This is a genomic window from Affinundibacterium flavidum (assembly GCF_014284175.1).
GTDB classification, from domain to species: Bacteria; Pseudomonadota; Gammaproteobacteria; order Burkholderiales; family Burkholderiaceae_D; genus Undibacterium; species Undibacterium flavidum.
In genome coordinates this window covers 164,758-183,784 of record NZ_JACOGA010000003.1, presented here as the reverse complement: position 1 = coordinate 183,784, position 19,027 = coordinate 164,758, and the positions used below count along the sequence as shown (strand labels likewise).

Genomic DNA, 19,027 nt, shown 5'->3' with positions numbered 1-19,027 from the left:
GTGTCATGCATCGTGCGATGTCTTGTGCAAGATGCAGCATTTTAGCCTTAAGCTCTATGCTTGTATTGTTGATTTCTAAAGTTGGGATAATCTTTGGCAACTATTTTTCAAATGGATCATTCAAACCGTTTGGGCATTAAATCGCTAGAAATCGTCGTTTGATCAAAGATTTTTGAGTTTTCATCGCATCACACACACAAAACATACCTATTTTGATATGCTGCCAGCTTCGTTTTATTACTCTAACGATAAGTATTTTATTTATTGTCGTCAGGCAATGAATAAGTGAGAACTTGATTTATTTTTTTGATGTGTGCCTTTCTTTTTTTGGGAAAAACATGAAATTGAAACCTATTTACGTCGCTTGCGCACTGGCTTTTGGCTCGGCCGCTTTGACTATCCCATCTTTCGCACAAGACGCGAAATCTTCCGCGGCTAAAATGGTAAAAAAACCTGGAGCAGCACCTGCTGCCAGTGTTTATACCTCAGTCGAAGGCATTACCGAATATCGCCTAGCCAATGGCCTGCGCGTTTTATTGGCACCAGATGCCTCCAAACCAACCACAACGGTCAACGTGACTTATCTGGTCGGCTCACGTCATGAAAGTTATGGCGAAACTGGGATGGCGCATTTGCTCGAACATTTATTGTTCAAGGGCACCAAGACTAGCGGCAACTTGATGGATCAATTGAGTAAGCGCGGGATGCAGTTTAATGGTACGACTTTCTATGATCGTACTAACTACTATGAAACTTTCCCTGCGAGTGAAGACAATTTGCAATGGGCATTGAGCATGGAAGCGGATCGTATGATCAATTCCAAAATTGCCCGTAGTGATCTAGATACTGAATTTTCTGTTGTCCGTAACGAAATGGAAATCGGTGAAAACAATCCTTTCCGCGTATTGTGGAAGCAATTAGCCGCTGCCACTTTTGACTGGCATAACTATGGCAATAACACGATAGGTGCGCGCGCCGACGTGGAAGGCGTGAAGATCGAAAATCTTCAGGGTTTCTATCGTAAGTTCTATCAACCAGATAACGCCGTGTTGATGGTTGCGGGTAAATTTGATACCGACAAAACTCTGGCGATGATTGAAAAAACTTTTGGTGGCTTAGCGAAACCTGGCCGTCAGTTAGAGAAAACCTGGACGCGTGAACAAGCACGTGACGGTGTGCGTGAAGTCACTGTACGTCGCGTCACTGACCAACAAATGGCAGCCGTGTTGTATCCGACTGCACCTGGTAGTCACGCAGACGCTGCAGCGTTGGCCGCTTTGGGTGATATTTTGGGCTCCGCTCCGAATGGCCGTCTGCATAAACAATTGGTTGAATCAAAACAAGCGGTCGGTGTGGGCAATATCGTATTCCAGTTGGCTGAGCCCGGTTATTCCATGTATCTGAGCATCTTGAGCAAAGATCAAAGTGTTGATATAGCAAAGAAAACTTTGATTGACACCGTAGAAGGTTTGGGCGCAAATCCGGTGACGGAAGCAGAATTGAAGCGCGCTAAAACGACTTTGCTGAACGATCTGGAAAAAACCATTAATGACCCACAACGTTTGTGTGTCAGCATGTCTGAGTCGATCGCATTAGGTGATTGGCGTTTATTCTTTATTCAGCGTGATCGTATCGAAGCTTTGACTTTGGCGGATATTAACCGCGTCGCGAAGAATTACTTCAAAGCTGACAACCGTAGTTTCGGACAATTTATTCCGGTTGCGACACCTGATCGCGCTGAGATCCCTGATGTACCAGATGTTGCTAAATTGGTGGATGGCTACAAAGGTCGCGCTAAAGTCGCCGCAGGTGAAACTTTTGATGCAACACCAGCCAATATTGATAAGCGTACAGAAAAGCTGACTTTGGCAAATGGTGCAAAAGTCGCTTTGCTGAGTAAAAAAACACGCGGTGAAACCGTTAGTGGTCGTTTGAGCTTACATCTCGGTGATGAGACTTCCTTGTTTGGAAAAATGGTTGCTTCAGACCTCGCAGCGGACATGTTGTTGCGCGGTTCTAGTAAATTCACGCGTGCAGAACTCGATACTAAATTGGGTGAATTGAAAGCTAAATTGAATGTATCTGGATCAGGTCAAAATGTGACAATTAGTTTTGATACCGTGCGTACAAATTTGCCAGCCTTGCTAGACGTATTGCGTGAAGTATTGCGTGCGCCAAGTTTTGCACCTAGTGAATTTGATTTGTTAATCAAAGAGAATTTGTCAACGTTAGAAAGCTCGCGTAGCGAACCACAAACAGCGGCTGCCGAAGCGATGAAAGTGAAGAAAAATGCACCTTACAAAAAAGGTGATATTCGTTATTCCTCTACCATTGATGAAGGTATTGCGGAGTACAGCGCGGCGAAACTCGAAGCGATTAAAGATTTTTACAAAAATTTCTATGGTGCGAGCGCAGCAGAGTTCAGTTTAGTTGGTGATTTTGATGTAGCGACGGTTAAAACAAAATTAGCCAATGTTATTGGCGATTGGAATAGCCCAGCGAAATTTACCCGTGCGCCAAGTTTGCCATTAACTGCAGCGAGTGCTTCCGTCAAATTGGAAACACCGGACAAAGCGAATGCAATTTACATGGCTGAGATGCCATTTTCTTTGAATGATCAGGCGGCGGAATATCCAGCCTTGTTAGTTGCTGACAATGTTCTCGGTGGTGGTATCAAATCTCGTTTGTTCGGTCGTATCCGTCAAAAAGAAGGTATCAGTTATGGCGTAGGTAGTTTTATGTCAATTCCAGCTTTGGATAAGACGGCTAATTTCGGTATTTCTGCGATGTTCGCTCCGCAAAATTTAGAACGATTGCAAAATGCGGTGAAAGAAGAGTTGGCACTGTTCGTCAAAGACGGCATTACTGCAACGGAGTTGGCAGATGCTAAATTAGCCTTGGCACAGACTTACACTTTGCGTCGTGCTCAAGATCCTGCTTTGGCTGGTGCTTTGCGTAATCAATTGTATTTGGGTCGTAGTATGGCTTTTGATGCTGATATCGATGCAAAAATTGCGGCTTTAACTTTAGATCAAGTGAATGCAGCAATTCGTCAATTTATTAAGCCAGAAAACATCGGCCACTACTACGCGGGTGATTTTGTTGGCGCCGCAAAAAAAGCTGCCGCGGCGGCAGCAACTGCGAAGTAATTTCTGAATCGATTGTAAATTAGATGTAAAGATGTACTAGTGCAAACGAAAATGCGGTGTGAGAGAATGATCAGAATCGCACCGCATTTTTTATGGAAATTGGAAATTAGCTTATTTGTTCGTAAGGCTAACTTTGATGCATTTATAAAATAATCCAACGTCCATTTTGCATACCAACTCTGACGCGGTCACCAATACGAAATTGACCGGGATTATTCATCAGTACAGTTTGCGTCCTGCCATTGGCGAGGCGTAAAGTGATTTCGGTTGCATAGACTTGTTCTGAGGATGAGCGATCAACTTCATTCCCAATGATGCCACCTAAGATAGCGCCACCAACAGTAGCTGCTGCGCGTCCAGCCTCGTTGCCGCCATGAGAACGATTATCATAGTGGCGGCCTCGGCGATCATAGCGAGATCCGTGCGAGCCATTGCCGTCGTCGCGCCCTAATTGATTACCAATAATACCGCCTAAGATCGCACCGACGACAGCGCCACCGCCGCTACTTTCACGAACTTGTGTGACGTTGCGGATATTCACGATTTGCGCGACGTCGGTGTTGTTTTGGTAATTGCCGTTGTAATTGTCTGGGTACCCGTAGCGGTCTTGGTATTGGGCTTGCTGTGGTATTTGTTGCGATGCATATGGATCAGCGTATTGCCCATAGGACTGATTCGAATAACTTGAACCGTAGTCGTTGTTGTAATTTCTCGCATCAGAAGCACGATAGCGATGGACAACACAACCACCTAATTGAGTCAGGATAAGTGCTGCAGCAATGAGGGCAATTTTACGCATGATGATTTCCTAATAGAGTCGCGAGGTAGCACGCTTAGCCATTAACGCGCTCACAGACGTGACAGTTGACGCTGATCACGCCGCTACCTACATGCGAATTTATAGTCTTACCAAACGCACCATATAGTCTCTTTAGATAATCCCATTGGCTTTTAAATGTGTAATCTTTGCATCATCAAAATTCAGCAATTGTTGCAAGCAATGTTCGGTGTGTTGCCCTAATAGGGGCGGCGCTTGTTCGTATTGAACAGGTGTTTTTGATAACTTCAATGGGCTGGCAACCAATTTTACGGTGCCGGAACAGGGATGTGGCATATCAATTTGCATGTGACGCGCTTGCACTTGTGAATCATGAAATACTTCGTCCAAATTATTAATCGGGCCACAAGGAACTCCCGCCGCTTCTAGCGCGCTTATCCATTCGGCTTTGGATTTGCATTGCACCATCGCGGCTAGTATTGGAACCAAGATATCTCTATGTTGTACGCGTAAAGGATTGGTGAGAAAGCGTTGATCCTCAGCCAGTTCAGGCTTATCGCCTATCTGTACGAATTTACGGTACTGTGCGTCGTTACCTGCAGCGACAATGATGTGTCCGTCGGATGTCGCAAAAGTTTGATACGGAACGATGTTCTGATGCGCATTGCCCCAGCGTTGTGGTGCTTTACCGCTATGCAGGTAATTGGCACCCATGTTCGCAAGCATGGCAACCTGAACATCGAGCAAGGCCATGTCGATGTATTGGCCTTCGCCAGTTTTGTCTCGATGCGTGAGCGCGGCTAATACGGCAATCGTGGCGTACATCCCGGTCATTAAATCGGTGATGGCAACGCCAGCTTTTTGTGGCCCGCCGCCGGGTAAGTCATCACGTTCACCAGTTAAGGACATTAATCCGCCCATGCCCTGAATGATAAAGTCGTAACCAGCCCTTTGTGCGTATGGACCATTTTGCCCAAAGCCAGTGATGGAGCAATAGACGATGTCTGGTTTGATTTGTTGTAATGAGGCGTAATCAAGCCCATATTTTTTGAGTTGGCCGACTTTGTAGTTTTCGAGAACCACATCAGATTGCAGTACTAAAGCACGAATAATTTCTTGACCTTCGGGCGTGGAAATATCCACGGTAATTGCCTGTTTGCCGCGATTAGCCGCTAAGTAATACGCAGCTTCGCTGGTGTTGTTTCCAGCATGGTCTTTAAGATAGGGCGGACCCCAACTACGAGTATCATCGCCGCTGCCTGGGCGTTCGACCTTAATGACTTCCGCTCCCAGGTCCGCCAAATTCTGTGAACACCAGGGACCAGCTAATACCCGCGTCAGATCGAGCACACGAATATGTCCGAGAGCAGTCTTGTGTTGAGGCGAGTTCTGCATATATGCTGTCTTCATTTCATATGATTGATTGTTGAGGGAGTACCTGATGTGGCCATATCCTAAAGTCGTAGCGCACCGTGGTGGCGGTAGTCTGGCACCTGAAAATACCTTGACTGCAATGCAGTGTGGCTTAGATTATGGGTTTCGGGCAGTCGAGTTTGATGTGATGTTATCAAAGGATGGCGTGCCTGTGCTAATGCATGATCCCGATTTTGGCAGAACTGTCGCTGGTACTGGTTCGGTAGCGACGACTTTGGCGCAAGATTTATTGCAGATGGATGCTGGTTCCTGGTTTGATCCACGTTTCGCACAAGTGCACGTGCCTACTTACGAAGCTGTTTTCCTGTTCTGTCAGGCACATCAAATTTGGATGAATGTAGAAATTAAACCAGCGCCTGGATTTGAGCAAGAGACTGGGCGAGTAGTTGCCAGCCTGACGCAAAAATTATTGGTGGACTGTGGTGCAAAGGCGATTCCTCCACTATTTTCGTCGTTTTCGTTTGAAGCATTGGAGTTCGCCAAGGAGGCCGCACCAGAAATCGCACGCGGCTATTTGATCGACGAATTTCAATCGGACTGGCACGACGCCTTAAGAACTCTAGAGGCGGTCGCATTACATACAAATCAAAAGCACTTGACTCCAGAGTGGGCAAAAGAAATCAAAAGCGCTGGCTATGGCTTGTTTTGCTACACCGTCAACGTAGCTGAACGTGGTCGAGAAATTTTGGCTTGGGGCGTGGATGGCTTTTGTACAGATCGCATAGATTTGATTAGTGCTGATTTTGCCATCGCGAGATGACGTGGTTTCTTGTAAGTGACGAATGGACATTTTTAGTACTTACAAATGCTTACTTTCCTTACATAATTCATGTCAGCAATGGCGCTTGCTTCGCGTTATATTCCCTGAGCACGACGCTCTTATTGCTAAATTTTTAATATTGATACAACATTAATACAAAAAGGAAAAATGATGAAAACTACTTCTATGATCTCCGCTTTAATTTCTACTACCTTGATAGCCGCTTTTGCGATGCCTGCATCGGCACAAACTACGGCGACGCCAAATGTGAGCAAGCGTCAAGCGTTACAGCAAAAACGTATTGCGGAAGGCGTACGTTCCGGCGAATTAACTGCAAAGGAAACAGCGAATCTTGAAGCACGAGAAGCAAAAATTCAGGCGGATAAGCATGCTGCTAAAGCCGATGGTGTCGTGACTAACGCCGAGCGCGCGAAATTGCAGGCTGAAGAAAATCGCGCAAGTAGAAAAATTTATCAAAAGAAGCATAACGACCGCACTACCAAGTAGACTAAGTAAAATTTTGGATGCTCAGTTTTCGATGAGATTAAGTCACATTTAAGCTGCAAACTAAATGACTTATCACTCATCTGCAATGATCAAATTGAGCGCACAATGAGCACACAAACCAGATTCACTTCTAGTCTGGTTTGTGCACCGCTTCTACTAAAGTTTCTTGATCAACATCAAGTGAGTTAACTTTCTACATTTACAATAAATTACCACTAATTGACAAGCTGTGGTTCTTTGATGCTTTTGCGCAATATTTCGTTTGAATAGATAAGAAAACAGTTCATACTCCCTGCGTCGCGTTGGTTGCTTAGTTGTCAGTTACGAACTTTCTCTCATGTCTATTTTTCGATTTCTGCGTATTTGCTTTGCCTTGATAAGTTGTGTAGCGTGTTTCTCATCGAGAGCCGAGACGGTTCGTCAGGTGAGGTTGTTCTACCCGGAAATTCTTGATTCAAAAGGTAAGCAAATCCCATTTACGCCAGAGCAGCTCAAAGTATTTCAATATTTTGAGAAGGAAGCTGGGCTCAGATTTTCCATCGTAATTTTGCCGTGGAAACGCGCTCAATTAGAAGTGGAGCGAGGCGCAGGACTCATTTATGGATTCTCAAAATCACTTGATCGTCTAAATAGATATCGATTTTCGCAACCGATTATCAATTTGCCTATCTGGGCAATTTCTTATGGACCGGAAAACGCACAGATCGCCGAATTGAAGGACCTAAAAGGCAAAGTCATTGCGACCAGTGTTGGCATCACCCATGGGATAGAGTTTGAACGTGCGCGTGACACGGTTTTTACCGTGACGGAAGATTTTTTATCCTTTCAGGAGCGATTGAAGAAACTGATCGCAAAGCGTAGTGACGTTATTTTGGTGCCTTATCACCAGCAAATTAGTCGAGAGCAGGTGGAGTTTACTATTAACCGCAAATTGATTCCTGGTTTTGACGATCCCGAGTTAAATGGACGTGTCTTTAACGTCTCGATGAATCCTATCTTTATCGATACGATACATTTTGCTAGCGCTAAAAATAACTGGGACGTAGTGATTGATAAGATCGATGTGGCGATAGAGCGCGGCATAAAAAATGGAACGCTGTCAAAATTAATGTTGAATTATTAAATCTTGTAGTCTACGAAACACAGAAGTCGACAGCCCGCTAGTGTGTATACACGAGGCGGGTTTTTTGTTTTTAGCGCAAAATTTTCAGACACTCACGTATAATCAAAGGTTAAATTCACTTTTTGCATGGCCTTTGCCTCTATATAAATTATGAACTCGTCAGAAATTCGCGAAAAATTCCTCAAATTCTTTGAATCTAAAGGACATAGCATCGTCCGTTCTTCCAGTCTGATTCCGGGCAATGACCCAACCTTGTTGTTCACCAACTCGGGCATGGTGCAATTTAAAGACGTGTTTCTTGGTCAAGATAAACGCAACTACACGCGCGCAACCACAGCGCAGCGCAGTGTGCGCGCCGGTGGTAAGCATAATGATTTAGAAAATGTCGGCTACACAGCGCGTCATCATACTTTTTTTGAAATGTTAGGTAATTTCTCGTTTGGCGATTATTTCAAACGTGACGCAATTAACTACGCTTGGGAATTATTGACGGTCACTTACGGTTTGCCTAAAGAAAAGTTGACGGTCACTGTCTATCAGGAAGACGACGAAGCTTACGATATCTGGAAAAACGAAATCGGCGTACCAGCAGAGCGCATCATCCGCATCGGCGACAACAAAGGCGCACGCTACGCATCGGATAATTTCTGGCAGATGGCAGACACCGGCCCTTGCGGCCCTTGCAGTGAAATTTTCTATGATCACGGCGCAGAAATTTGGGGCGGCCCTCCGGGTTCTCCTGATGAAAATGGTGATCGTTTTATTGAAGTGTGGAACTTGGTGTTCATGCAGTTCAACAAAGACGAACAAGGTGTTTTGCATCCCTTGCCAAAACCTTGCGTCGACACTGGCATGGGCTTGGAGCGTATTGCGGCAGTTTTGCAACATGTACATTCCAACTATGAAATTGATACTTTCCAGGCTTTGATTAAAGCGGCTGCACGCGAAACTGGCTGTGTGGATTTGAATAATAATTCTTTGAAAGTTATCGCTGACCATATCCGTTGCGCAGGCTTCCTGATTGTCGACGGTATTATTCCGGGCAATGAAGGCCGTGGGTACGTCTTGCGCCGCATTACACGTCGCGCACTGCGTCATGGTCATAAACTCGGTCAGACGAAGCCATTCTTCTTCAAGCTGGTGGCTGATCTGGTAAAAGAAATGGGTGTTGCTTATCCGGAGTTGGCAGAAGCTGGTGAGCGCGTTGCCCAAGTTTTGAAACAAGAAGAAGAGCGTTTCGGTGAAACACTGGAACACGGTATGAAAATTCTGGAAGCAGCGCTTGCCAAAGACAGTAAAAATCTGGATGGCAATACCGCGTTTACTTTGTACGACACGTATGGTTTCCCACTCGATTTGACGGCCGATATTTGCCGCGAACGCAATGTGGTGTTGGACGAAGTCGGCTTTGATGCAGCGATGGCGATTCAAAAGCAAATGGCAAAGGCTGCAGGCAAGTTCAAGATGAGTGCCGCAATTGAATATAACGGCGAGAAATCTAAATTCGTCGGTTACGAGCAATTAAGCTACGACAGTAAAGTGATTGCCTTGTATGTCGACGGCGCAGCGGTGCAAAAAATTGAAGCGGGTCAGCCAGCGATTGTGGTGCTGGATGTGACACCGTTCTACGCCGAATCTGGTGGTCAATGTGGCGATGCGGGCGTCTTGCAAGCGGCGAATGGTGTGGCTTTTGACGTCGCAGATACACAGAAAATTCAAGCAGATGTGTTCGGTCATCATGGTGTGTTGACCGCTGGTAGTTTGGCTGTTGGCGATGCTGTCAGCGCACAAGTCGACAAAGTTTTGCGTGGACACACAATACGTAATCACTCCGCGACGCATTTGATGCACAAAGCATTGCGCGAAGTACTAGGCGCGCACGTCGCCCAAAAAGGTTCTTTGGTCGATGCAGAAAAAACGCGTTTCGATTTTAGTCACAATGCACCAATGACCGCCGAAGAAATTCGTCAGGTAGAAGTAATCGTCAATCGTGAAATTCTGTCTAATGTCGCGACTCAAGCGCAATTGATGTCGTTCGATGACGCAGTCAAACATGGTGCGATGGCGCTGTTTGGTGAAAAATATGGTGATGAAGTGCGTGTATTAGATATCGGCACTTCACGCGAGTTGTGCGGCGGTGTGCATGTCCATCGTACTGGCGATATCGGTCTGTTCAAAATCGTGGGTGAGGGCGGTATCGCCGCTGGTATTCGTCGCGTTGAGGCTGTGACTGGCGAAGGTGCGTTCAGTCTGGTACAAGATATGGATGCAAGTATCAGCCAAGTTGCGGCAACGATGAAAGTGCAACCAGAAGATATCACTACGCGCTTAAATCAATGGCAAGATCAAATGAAGTCACTAGAAAAAGAAGTGACTGCATTGAAATCCAAATTAGCCTCTAATCAAGCCGATACGATGTTGTCACAAGCAACGGATATCAATGGCGTGAAAGTTTTGGTAGCGACTTTGGATGGTGCTGATGCCAATGCTTTGCGTGACTCCGTTACGCGTCTCAAAGATCAATTGAAAACAGCGGTCGTTGTTCTGGCCTCCGTGATTGATGGCAAAGTGAGTCTGACAGCAGGCGTGAGCGCAGATTGCATAGCTAAGGTAAAAGCAGGTGATTTGGTCAATTTTGTCGCGCAACAAGTCGGTGGTAAAGGCGGTGGTCGTCCAGATATGGCGCAGGCGGGTGGTACTAATCCTGATGCATTACCTGAGGCTTTGGCGGCGGTGCCTGCATGGTTGGCTGCGAAACTGTAAGCCGAATCATTGCTTACTGCGTTATGGAATGACTAGGGCAGACTTGAAGAAAGCGTGAATGTCAGTATTCAAGTAATCCCTTGCATTAATCATTATTCTTATTACAGTTAATGTAGGTTAGAAGCAAAAAGTAAAACATGTTTTGCTTGTTGCGTTGCACAATTCTCCAAAATTTCCGGTAGAATTGCTCGCATTAAGTTTTAGCAGTACAAAGTTTTCTCAAAAGCTATTATTACTCTTGTAACAGGTAAAATCATGCAATTCAATAAAGAACTGGATGCTCGCGGATTAAGTTGCCCGCTTCCTATCTTAAAAGCAAAAAAAGCTTTAGCCGAAATGATTACGGGCGAAGTCTTGCGCGTGATTGCTACCGATCCCGGTTCTGTACGCGATTTCAAAGCTTTTTCTAAGCAAACTGGCAATGAGTTGTTATCGCATTTAGAAGTCAGTAATGAATTTGAATATTTCTTGAAGCGCAAATAAATCAAGCGATCTGCACAGAATATCTGCCTAGCTTAGTATTTTAAATAAGCTCAGAACGACAATATCTTAAAAAACCACAAATATTTTTGTGGTTTTTTTTATCAAATCGCAAGGATTTCATAGAGGAATTCATCAGTTTTCATAAAAAAGAACGAACGTTCTAAAAATGCAGACGCGTTTCCTGTTAACATCTATAATCATCTACTTTACGTTTACGTCAATTAGCGAGAATTATTTCTCCTTAACGTAGACTGGCAACAGAATTTTTTGATTTTTATTCGTTTTTTTATTCGTTTTTTACCTTATTTATTTTTATCTTAGAACCGCACAGTAAAGGCAAAACTATGAAAGTCTTAGTACCAGTTAAGCGCGTGGTTGACTATAACGTTAAAGTCCGCGTCAAATCCGATGGTTCTGGCGTTGATGTTGCTAACGTCAAGATGTCTATGAACCCATTCGATGAAATCGCAGTGGAAGAAGCGACCCGTTTAAAAGAAGCTGGTGTGGTGACGGAAGTGATCGCGGTTTCTTGCGGCGTGTTGCAATGCCAGGAAACACTGCGTACGGCAATGGCAATCGGTGCTGATCGCGGTATTTTGGTAGAAACTGATGAAGAACTGCAACCTTTGGCAGTCGCCAAATTGCTCAAAGCTTTGGCAGACAAAGAACAACCTCAATTGATCATCTTGGGTAAGCAAGCGATTGACGATGATTGCAATCAAACTGGTCAAATGTTGGCGGCTTTATTGGGTTGGCCACAAGCGACTTTTGCATCTAAAGTTGTGGTCGCTGATGGCAAAGCAACTGTGACGCGCGAAGTGGATGGCGGCTTGGAAACTTTGAGCCTGACTTTGCCAGCGATCATCACAACCGACTTGCGTTTGAATGAGCCACGTTACGTGACTTTGCCTAACATCATGAAGGCGAAGAAGAAAACTTTGGATAACGTTAAACCAGCCGATTTAGGCGTGGATGTGACTTCCCGCATTAAGACTCTGAAAGTCGCGGAACCAGCAAAACGCACTGCAGGCATTATCGTGCCAGACGTTGCGACGCTGGTTAGCAAGTTGAAAAACGAAGCTAAAGTAATAGGCTAATTTTTCGCTTGCGAATTTTTTCTTATTCATTTCAATCAAATTTTTAAGCAAATTCAACTGTGAATTTGCAGAATAAAGTGGAAACCATCATGACTACACTCGTCATCGCTGAACACGATAATGCTAGCCTGAAAGGCAGCACACTCAACACCATTACCGCCGCGACTCAATGCGGTGGTGACGTACACGTTTTAGTTGCCGGTCACAATGCTGGCGCAGCAGCACAAGCAGCGGCACAAATCGCAGGCGTAGCAAAAGTATTGCACGCGGATGCAGCGTACTTCGCTGAAGGTTTGGCAGAGAATGTTGCCGAACAAGTTTTGACAATCGCGCCTGCTTACAGCCATATCTTGGCTCCAGCAACAGCCTACGGCAAAAACATTTTGCCACGCGTTGCGGCTAAATTAGATGTTGCGCAAATTTCTGAAATCACGAAGATCGATAGCCCAGACACTTTTGAGCGTCCAATCTACGCCGGTAATGCGATCGCCACTGTGCAATCGACTGACGTGGTGAAAGTGATTACAGTACGTACGACAGGCTTTGATGCAGCAGCAACTGGTGGTTCCGCTGCTGTTGAAACATTGGCAGCAGTTGCTGATAGTGGCAAGTCTGCTTTTGTCTCACGCGAAGTGGCGAAATCTGATCGTCCAGAATTAACTGCGGCGAAAGTCATCGTTTCTGGTGGTCGCGGTATGGGTTCTGCAGAGGCATTTAAAGTGTTGGAGCCATTAGCAGATAAGCTCGGCGCAGCGATGGGTGCATCCCGCGCAGCGGTAGATGCTGGCTATGTGCCGAATGACTGGCAAGTGGGTCAAACAGGTAAGATTGTCGCCCCAACTTTGTACATCGCGGTAGGTATTTCCGGTGCGATTCAGCATTTGGCAGGTATGAAAGATTCCAAAACCATCGTGGCGATCAACAAAGATCCTGAGGCACCGATCTTCTCCGTTGCTGATTACGGCATTGTTGGCGATTTGTTTGAAATCGTACCGCAATTGGTTGCTGAGTTAGGTTAAGCCTTAAGGCAAGAATATCCTGTGAATTTCACACAGAAGAATTCTTAGCGATAGAAGCGCAAAGGGCGCAGAGAATTCAAATGTGTTCTCTGCGCCCTGTTTGTTTTATTTCCCTTTGTAGAAAAAGTTAACTAAAGGGTATCCGTCAAAATTCAATTTTGGGGATGCAGTGCTAGGCGCAAAACGGAGCAATACGTCGGTATTGCGAGTATCGCATTTACAAAACCGACGACGCAATGCGCCCCACAATTGGATTTTGACGGATACCCAAATATTTGGAGATAGTATGAGTTACGTCGCCCCCTTAAAAGACATGCTGTTTGTAATGAACGAACTGGCAGGTTTGAACGAAGTCAATGCCTTGCCAGGTTGCGAAGATGCCACTGCGGAAACCGTAGAAGCGATCTTAGAAGAGAAAGCGCGTTTTACGAGTGAAGTAATCGCCACTTTGAACTGGGCTGGTGATCAGGCACCAAGCTATTGGAAAGATGGCCAAGTCTTCACCACCAAAGGCTTTAAAGAAGCCTTCAAGATGTTTGGTGAAGCAGGCTGGCAAGGTGTGCAGCATCCGGCAGAATTCGGCGGTCAGGGTTTGCCTAAATTGTTGGCGACCCCTTGTATAGAAATGTTGCATGCTGCGAATCTGTCGTTCGCACTCTGTCCGTTGTTGACGGACGGTGCGATTGAAGCCTTGTTGACTGCTGGTAGTGACGCTGATAAAGCAACTTATCTCGAAAACCTGATCTCCGGCAAATGGACCGGCACCATGAATCTGACCGAGCCACAAGCGGGCTCCGATTTGGCGATGGTGCGTACCCGTGCTGTGCCGCAAGATGACGGCACTTATAAAGTATTTGGTACTAAGATTTTCATCACCTATGGTGAGCACGATATGGCGGAAAATATCGTGCACTTAGTATTGGCGCGTACGCCAAATGCACCAGAAGGCGTGAAGGGTATTTCGCTGTTTATCGTACCAAAATTCATGGTTAATGCAGATGGTAGCCTAGGCGCGCGTAACGATGCACATTGCGTGTCGATTGAACATAAACTCGGTATCAAAGCGAGCCCAACTTGTGTCTTGCAATTTGGCGATAACGGCGGTGCAATTGGTACTTTGGTGGGTGAAGAAAACCGCGGCTTGGAATATATGTTCATCATGATGAACGCGGCGCGTTTTGGCGTTGGTATGCAAGGTGTGGCGGTAGCAGAACGCGCTTATCAAAAAGCCGTGCAATACGCAAAAGATCGCGTGCAGTCACGTGATCTGGCAGGTTCAGCCGGCCCGGTGAGCATCATTCATCATCCTGACGTGCGTCGTATGTTGATGTCTATGCGTGCACAGATAGAAGGCTCACGTGCCTTGGCGTATGTTGCCGCTGCGATGAGCGATAAAGCGCATCATCACGCAGATGCTGAAGTGCGCAAGCAAAATCAGGCGGCTTACGAATTCCTAGTACCTATCGTTAAAGGTTGGTCAACTGAGTTGTCTTTAGATGTCACCTCAACTGGCGTGCAAGTGCATGGTGGTATGGGCTTTATTGAAGAAACTGGTGCTGCCCAACATTATCGCGATGCGCAGATTTTGACGATCTATGAAGGTACGACGGCGATTCAAGCAAATGATTTGGTCGGTCGTAAGACTTCACGTGATGGCGGCGCAGTGGCGAAACAATTCATCGCACAAGTGCGTGCGGTTGAAGCCGAATTGAGCGCGACCGGAGAGGCAAATTTGAAAGCTATTGCAGCGCAATTAGCAATCGGTGCCAAAGCAATGGAAGACGTGGTTGAATTCGTGGTGGCGAACTTCAAATCCGATATCAAAGCGGTGTTCTCTGGCAGCGTGCCTTATTTGAAATTGGCAGGTGTCGTATTGGGCGGCTGGCAAATGGCGCGTGCGGCTTTGATTGCGCAGGCAAAATTGCAAGCAGGCGGGGGGGATGCCAGTTTTAATCAGGCGAAGGTCGCGACAGCACGCTTTTTCGCTGACCACATATTAAGTACAGCGCAAGGTTTGCGTACTTCTATCGTGGACGGTAGTGCTGGCGTGTTGGCATTGAGTGAAGAACAGTTCTAAGTCTTCGTTTTGGCTTAAGTAGTAAAAAAATGGCGCGAAGTTCTTCACTTCGCGCCATTTATATTTTAAGGAGCGAGACGTACTTAGCCGTAAGCACCACCTGTGTACAGCAAGTCAAAACCCCGCGCTAAGACAAACAACAAAGAAATTGCGCCCAAACCCACACTAAAAACCAATAGCAATGCGAGTGGCCAGGAAGACTCGCTGGTTTGACCTGATTGTGAATTAAATTGTGCATCCCAATGTTCATCTGACTTCAATCCCAGCACTAGGCACATCAAGACGCTGATCAGAAATGACAGGATCCAAGGTGCATAAGTCACAAAGAAATTCAGGTTGAAATAAAGTTTAGATAATAAAAAGGATAACGGCAGACTGATAAAGTGCAGCCAGGCAAAATTATCGCGCTTGCCATATAGATAAAATCGATGCGCTCCCAAGCTGCCAAATAGCAGGCAAATCAATACTGTGAGTGTTTTATTTTTGTGTGAGTTTGTTGTCATAATTGAATTTTAAAATGAGTTTTTGATGCTTTTGGATAAGTAGTGATTTTATCGGATTTGTTGTTTGCTAAGCTTATTCATTGTGCTTCTTGACTAAAATAGGCTGGGCTTCAAATTTCTTTAATTGAAGCTATAAATTAGCGACAGAAATCGGGTAAAATGCTTGGTTTTACAAAGCCACTATTGAATAGTTCTTGCGAAGTTACTGCTTTGCGGGCTATAATTTGCGGCTTTTTCCGTCCTTTGACAATTTTTTGGAAATATTATGGTCGTTATTCGTTTAGCTCGTGGTGGTGCAAAAAAGCGCCCTTTCTACAATATCGTTGCAGCTGATTCACGTAATCGTCGTGATGGTCGCTTCATCGAGCGTATCGGTTTTTACAATCCAGTAGCAACTGGCAATGCTGAAGAAGTTCGCGTTGCTGCAGATCGTTTGGCTTACTGGCAAGGCGTAGGTGCACAATTGTCACCAGCTGTTGCTCGTTTGGTTGCTCAAGTAGCAAAAAAAGCAGCTTAATTGTCTGCTCAAACTGAGGTAGGGCAGGCAGTGCAAGTATCTGCAAATCAATCTGCTCCTGATGATTTAGTCATTGTTGGCTATGTCTCAGGGGCATTTGGTCTTCAAGGGTGGGTAAAAATCCGTCCTTATTCGAGCACTGCCGATGCTTTGTTAGATGCGCCTCTGTTCTGGTTGGAAAGCGCCGCGCAAGCGGGTGTTGCTCCGACTCTGCGTCAAGTCAAACGCCTGAGCTCTAAGATTCATGGCGAAGATGTGGTTGCGAGATTAGATGAAGTGCCAGATCGTACAGCTGCAGAAGCCTTAAAAGGCACTGTAGTGAAAGTATCGCGTCAGGAGTTTCCGGCGCTAGAACAAGATGAGTTTTATTGGGTCGATCTGATCGGCTTAGCAGTACAGAATTTACAAGGTGAAGACCTTGGCGTTGTCCGCGCTATGATGGACAACGGTGCGCAGTCAATTTTGCGGGTCGCGGCCAGTGATGTGCCAGAAGCAGAATTGATGAAGCATGAACGCCTCATTCCCTTTGTTGATCATTTCGTTAAAGAAGTGGATCGCGAAGCGAACAAGATCGTTGTTGACTGGGGTAGTGATTATTAAGTCCCGGTATGTAAAGAATCGCAGTTGTTTGCATTGTGGAGCGTGATGAATGCAATTTGATGTCATTACGTTGTTCCCGGAAATGTTTGCTGCGATTACCGAATCCGGTGTGACGCGACGGGCATTTGAGCAAAAAAAATGTGCATTGCAGTTTTGGAATCCACGTGATTTCACGACCGATAAGCATAGAACTGTAGATGACCGGCCGTACGGCGGTGGTCCTGGCATGGTGATGATGGCCAAGCCTTTGCAGACGGCACTGCATGCAGCAAAAGCGCGGCAACAAGAACTTGGATTTGCAAAGCCTAAAGTGCTTTATTTATCGCCACAAGGCAAACCTATGAATCACACTCGTGTGATGGAATGGGTAGAGCAAGATGGTTTAGTTTTGTTGTGTGGTCGTTACGAAGCCGTTGATCAACGATTGTTAGATCGTGAAGTCGATGAAGAAATCAGCCTTGGCGATTTCGTTTTATCTGGCGGTGAATTGCCGGCGATGGCTTTGATGGATGCGGTGATACGTCAGTTACCTGGCGTATTGCACGATGAAGCTTCGGCAGTTGAAGATAGTTTTGTCAATGGTTTGCTGGATTGTCCGCATTACACCAGACCAGAAATTTTTGAAGATCAATGCGTGCCGACGATTTTAATGGGCGGTAATCACGCAGAGATCGCAAAATGGCGGCGTCAACAATCCTTATTGGTGAGTTGGCACAAACGCCCAGAATTAATTGAACAAGCGCGTAAAGCGGGCTTGTTAAGTAAGGCGGATGAGCAGTTTTTGAAATCACTTAATCCAATCTGATTGATCTAGCCTTTATAAAGAATTCGTGACTTTTTGTACGAATAAATCATGTAAATTTTTTGCATGTGTTTAGAGTGAACTGAAGAAGTAATGTGTTCACATGTTTAACCCCATCCTCTACTGAGCAAGCTTGTGTAAACAAACTTAGGCGTCAGCAAGATGGTATCTGGAGTGATAAAAATGGATTTGATCCAAACATTAGAGCAAGAAGAAATTGCTCGCTTAGGTAAAAATATCCCTGCGTTCGCGCCTGGTGATACAGTCGTTGTTAACGTTAACGTAGTTGAAGGCACACGTAAGCGTGCTCAGGCGTACGAAGGCGTTGTTATTTCCCGTCGTAACCGTGGTTTGAATTCGAACTTCATCGTTCGTAAAATTTCTTCCGGTGAAGGCGTTGAACGTACATTCCAATTGTACTCACCATTGATCGCTTCTATCGAAGTGAAACGTCGTGGTGATGTACGTCGCGCTAAGTTGTACTACTTGCGTGAACGTTCAGGTAAATCTGCTCGTATTAAAGAGAAATTACCAAACCGCAAAGCAGCAGCTGTTTAATCATAGCCATGCTTGTTTTGTGAGTTTTAAAGAAGGGGTGCCAGTGGCATCCCTTTTTTGTTTTTACCACTTCTATTGTCATTACCATCGTTATTATCGTGACCACCAGCTTTGATCCTCAATTATTGGCAATTCATTCTTATGCAGATGAATCAGCTTTGCCATCTGACAGAATTTCCTTGGATTTTTTACGTCATCGTTTTCAGCGGGATATATTTTGGGCACCTGAAAATACGGAGGAATCAAGCCTATTTAAAGGCGATGCATTTAAGCCAGCCTCGGTGTTAATGCCTATCATCGCGCGCGAGCACGGCTTGCAAATATTATTGACGCAAAGGGCGGCGCATTTGCATCATCATGGTGGGCAAATCAGCTTTCCTGGTGGTCGAGTGGATGCGACAGATACGTCCGCAGAACATACTGCTTTGCGCGAAGCACAGGAAGAAATAGGCCTCGCTGACAGTCAAGTTGAAGTATTGGGACGCTTGCCGCAATACTATACGGGAACCGGATTTTCGGTGACGCCGGTGGTGGCGTTAGTGCATCCGCCTTACGAATTTAATTCTGATCCATTTGAGGTAGCATCAATCTTCGAAGTGCCGTTGGCTTTTCTAATGGATCCACATCACCATCAACGTCGTCAGATTGATTTTCCAGATGGGAGCGGTAAGCGCAGTTTTTATGCGATGCCCTATCAGGATTATTTTATCTGGGGTGCGACAGCGGGCATGCTACGTAATTTATTCCATTTTTTACGTGCTGATCTACCTGAATGAGGGTGTGATCTACTTCATAAACAGGCTAAATCAGTTTACACTGGAGTTCTTTTCTAAGTCCGCCCTCAACCGGGAAGTTTG

At 45.6% G+C, this 19,027-nt stretch carries 17 protein-coding genes; 14 read left to right on the top strand and 3 right to left on the bottom strand.

Annotated features, from left to right (window positions below):
* Positions 1-338: 338 nt before the first annotated feature.
* Positions 339-3,149, top strand: coding sequence for a M16 family metallopeptidase (locus tag H8K55_RS04315; RefSeq protein ID WP_186940841.1), 2,811 nt, complete (start codon positions 339-341; stop codon positions 3,147-3,149).
* 142 nt (positions 3,150-3,291) lie between these two features.
* On the opposite strand, the gene H8K55_RS04310 is transcribed toward H8K55_RS04315, so the two are convergent.
* The gene (locus H8K55_RS04310; RefSeq protein ID WP_186940840.1) at positions 3,292-3,948 is read right to left on the bottom strand and encodes a hypothetical protein; all 657 of its coding nucleotides are present in this window, start codon (positions 3,946-3,948) and stop codon (positions 3,292-3,294) included.
* Positions 3,949-4,080: 132 nt separating this feature from the next.
* A complete protein-coding gene (locus H8K55_RS04305) occupies positions 4,081-5,322 on the bottom strand; it encodes a CaiB/BaiF CoA transferase family protein (RefSeq protein ID WP_186940839.1) in 1,242 nt (413 codons plus the stop codon).
* A gap of 46 nt (positions 5,323-5,368) precedes the next feature.
* Between H8K55_RS04305 and ugpQ the strand changes: the two genes are divergently transcribed.
* The 8 genes from ugpQ (at position 5,369) to H8K55_RS04265 (ending at position 15,190) form a co-directional block, all read left to right on the top strand.
* Positions 5,369-6,121, top strand: a complete 753-nt coding sequence (gene ugpQ / locus H8K55_RS04300; protein ID WP_186940838.1) for a glycerophosphodiester phosphodiesterase — start codon at positions 5,369-5,371, stop codon at positions 6,119-6,121.
* A 171-nt stretch (positions 6,122-6,292) separates the two neighbouring features.
* Entirely contained in the window at positions 6,293-6,628 is a 336-nt protein-coding gene (locus H8K55_RS04295; protein WP_222612356.1) for a hypothetical protein, read from the top strand.
* Positions 6,629-7,052: 424 nt separating this feature from the next.
* Entirely contained in the window at positions 7,053-7,751 is a 699-nt protein-coding gene (locus H8K55_RS04290) for a substrate-binding periplasmic protein (RefSeq protein WP_186940837.1), read from the top strand.
* 150 nt (positions 7,752-7,901) lie between these two features.
* Positions 7,902-10,514 carry an alanine--tRNA ligase gene (gene alaS / locus H8K55_RS04285; protein WP_186940836.1) on the top strand — a complete coding sequence of 871 codons (2,613 nt, stop codon included), beginning with the start codon at positions 7,902-7,904 and terminating at the stop codon, positions 10,512-10,514.
* Between the two features lie 255 nt (positions 10,515-10,769).
* Complete coding sequence (locus H8K55_RS04280; protein WP_186940835.1) at positions 10,770-10,997, top strand: sulfurtransferase TusA family protein; 228 nt, start codon at positions 10,770-10,772, stop codon at positions 10,995-10,997.
* Between the two features lie 344 nt (positions 10,998-11,341).
* The gene (locus H8K55_RS04275) at positions 11,342-12,094 is read left to right on the top strand and encodes an electron transfer flavoprotein subunit beta/FixA family protein (RefSeq protein WP_186940834.1); all 753 of its coding nucleotides are present in this window, start codon (positions 11,342-11,344) and stop codon (positions 12,092-12,094) included.
* Positions 12,095-12,183: 89 nt separating this feature from the next.
* On the top strand, positions 12,184-13,113 hold the full coding sequence (locus tag H8K55_RS04270) for an electron transfer flavoprotein subunit alpha/FixB family protein (RefSeq protein ID WP_186940833.1): 930 nt from the start codon (positions 12,184-12,186) through the stop codon (positions 13,111-13,113).
* A 286-nt stretch (positions 13,114-13,399) separates the two neighbouring features.
* Positions 13,400-15,190: an acyl-CoA dehydrogenase gene (locus H8K55_RS04265; RefSeq protein WP_186940832.1), complete on the top strand. Its 1,791-nt coding sequence runs from the start codon at positions 13,400-13,402 to the stop codon at positions 15,188-15,190.
* An 83-nt stretch (positions 15,191-15,273) separates the two neighbouring features.
* On the opposite strand, the gene H8K55_RS04260 is transcribed toward H8K55_RS04265, so the two are convergent.
* Entirely contained in the window at positions 15,274-15,693 is a 420-nt protein-coding gene (locus H8K55_RS04260) for an NINE protein (protein ID WP_186940831.1), read from the bottom strand.
* Positions 15,694-15,958: 265 nt separating this feature from the next.
* On the opposite strand from H8K55_RS04260, the gene rpsP reads away from it, so the two are divergent.
* From rpsP to H8K55_RS04235, 5 genes are all read left to right on the top strand, one after another.
* Complete coding sequence (gene rpsP / locus H8K55_RS04255) at positions 15,959-16,210, top strand: 30S ribosomal protein S16 (RefSeq protein WP_186890295.1); 252 nt, start codon at positions 15,959-15,961, stop codon at positions 16,208-16,210.
* On the top strand, positions 16,211-16,810 hold the full coding sequence (gene rimM, locus H8K55_RS04250; RefSeq protein WP_222612355.1) for a ribosome maturation factor RimM: 600 nt from the start codon (positions 16,211-16,213) through the stop codon (positions 16,808-16,810).
* Between the two features lie 49 nt (positions 16,811-16,859).
* Positions 16,860-17,615, top strand: coding sequence for a tRNA (guanosine(37)-N1)-methyltransferase TrmD (trmD, locus tag H8K55_RS04245; protein WP_186940830.1), 756 nt, complete (start codon positions 16,860-16,862; stop codon positions 17,613-17,615).
* Positions 17,616-17,795: 180 nt separating this feature from the next.
* Positions 17,796-18,170 carry a 50S ribosomal protein L19 gene (gene rplS, locus H8K55_RS04240; protein WP_186923650.1) on the top strand — a complete coding sequence of 125 codons (375 nt, stop codon included), beginning with the start codon at positions 17,796-17,798 and terminating at the stop codon, positions 18,168-18,170.
* 95 nt (positions 18,171-18,265) lie between these two features.
* Positions 18,266-18,946, top strand: a complete 681-nt coding sequence (locus H8K55_RS04235) for a CoA pyrophosphatase (RefSeq protein WP_186940981.1) — start codon at positions 18,266-18,268, stop codon at positions 18,944-18,946.
* Positions 18,947-19,027: the final 81 nt, after the last annotated feature.

What these genes read in the sequence shown, in the direction of transcription:
- H8K55_RS04315 (WP_186940841.1), top strand. Translation starts at nt 339, where the DNA reads ATGAAATTGAAACCTATTTACGTCGCTTGCGCACTGGCTTTTGGCTCG.
- H8K55_RS04310 (WP_186940840.1), bottom strand. Translation starts at nt 3,948, where the DNA reads ATGCGTAAAATTGCCCTCATTGCTGCAGCACTTATCCTGACTCAATTA.
- H8K55_RS04305 (WP_186940839.1), bottom strand. Translation starts at nt 5,322, where the DNA reads ATGCAGAACTCGCCTCAACACAAGACTGCTCTCGGACATATTCGTGTG.
- ugpQ (WP_186940838.1), top strand. Translation starts at nt 5,369, where the DNA reads ATGTGGCCATATCCTAAAGTCGTAGCGCACCGTGGTGGCGGTAGTCTG.
- H8K55_RS04295 (WP_222612356.1), top strand. Translation starts at nt 6,293, where the DNA reads ATGAAAACTACTTCTATGATCTCCGCTTTAATTTCTACTACCTTGATA.
- alaS (WP_186940836.1), top strand. Translation starts at nt 7,902, where the DNA reads ATGAACTCGTCAGAAATTCGCGAAAAATTCCTCAAATTCTTTGAATCT.
- H8K55_RS04280 (WP_186940835.1), top strand. Translation starts at nt 10,770, where the DNA reads ATGCAATTCAATAAAGAACTGGATGCTCGCGGATTAAGTTGCCCGCTT.
- H8K55_RS04275 (WP_186940834.1), top strand. Translation starts at nt 11,342, where the DNA reads ATGAAAGTCTTAGTACCAGTTAAGCGCGTGGTTGACTATAACGTTAAA.
- H8K55_RS04270 (WP_186940833.1), top strand. Translation starts at nt 12,184, where the DNA reads ATGACTACACTCGTCATCGCTGAACACGATAATGCTAGCCTGAAAGGC.
- H8K55_RS04265 (WP_186940832.1), top strand. Translation starts at nt 13,400, where the DNA reads ATGAGTTACGTCGCCCCCTTAAAAGACATGCTGTTTGTAATGAACGAA.
- H8K55_RS04260 (WP_186940831.1), bottom strand. Translation starts at nt 15,693, where the DNA reads ATGACAACAAACTCACACAAAAATAAAACACTCACAGTATTGATTTGC.
- rpsP (WP_186890295.1), top strand. Translation starts at nt 15,959, where the DNA reads ATGGTCGTTATTCGTTTAGCTCGTGGTGGTGCAAAAAAGCGCCCTTTC.
- trmD (WP_186940830.1), top strand. Translation starts at nt 16,860, where the DNA reads ATGCAATTTGATGTCATTACGTTGTTCCCGGAAATGTTTGCTGCGATT.
- rplS (WP_186923650.1), top strand. Translation starts at nt 17,796, where the DNA reads ATGGATTTGATCCAAACATTAGAGCAAGAAGAAATTGCTCGCTTAGGT.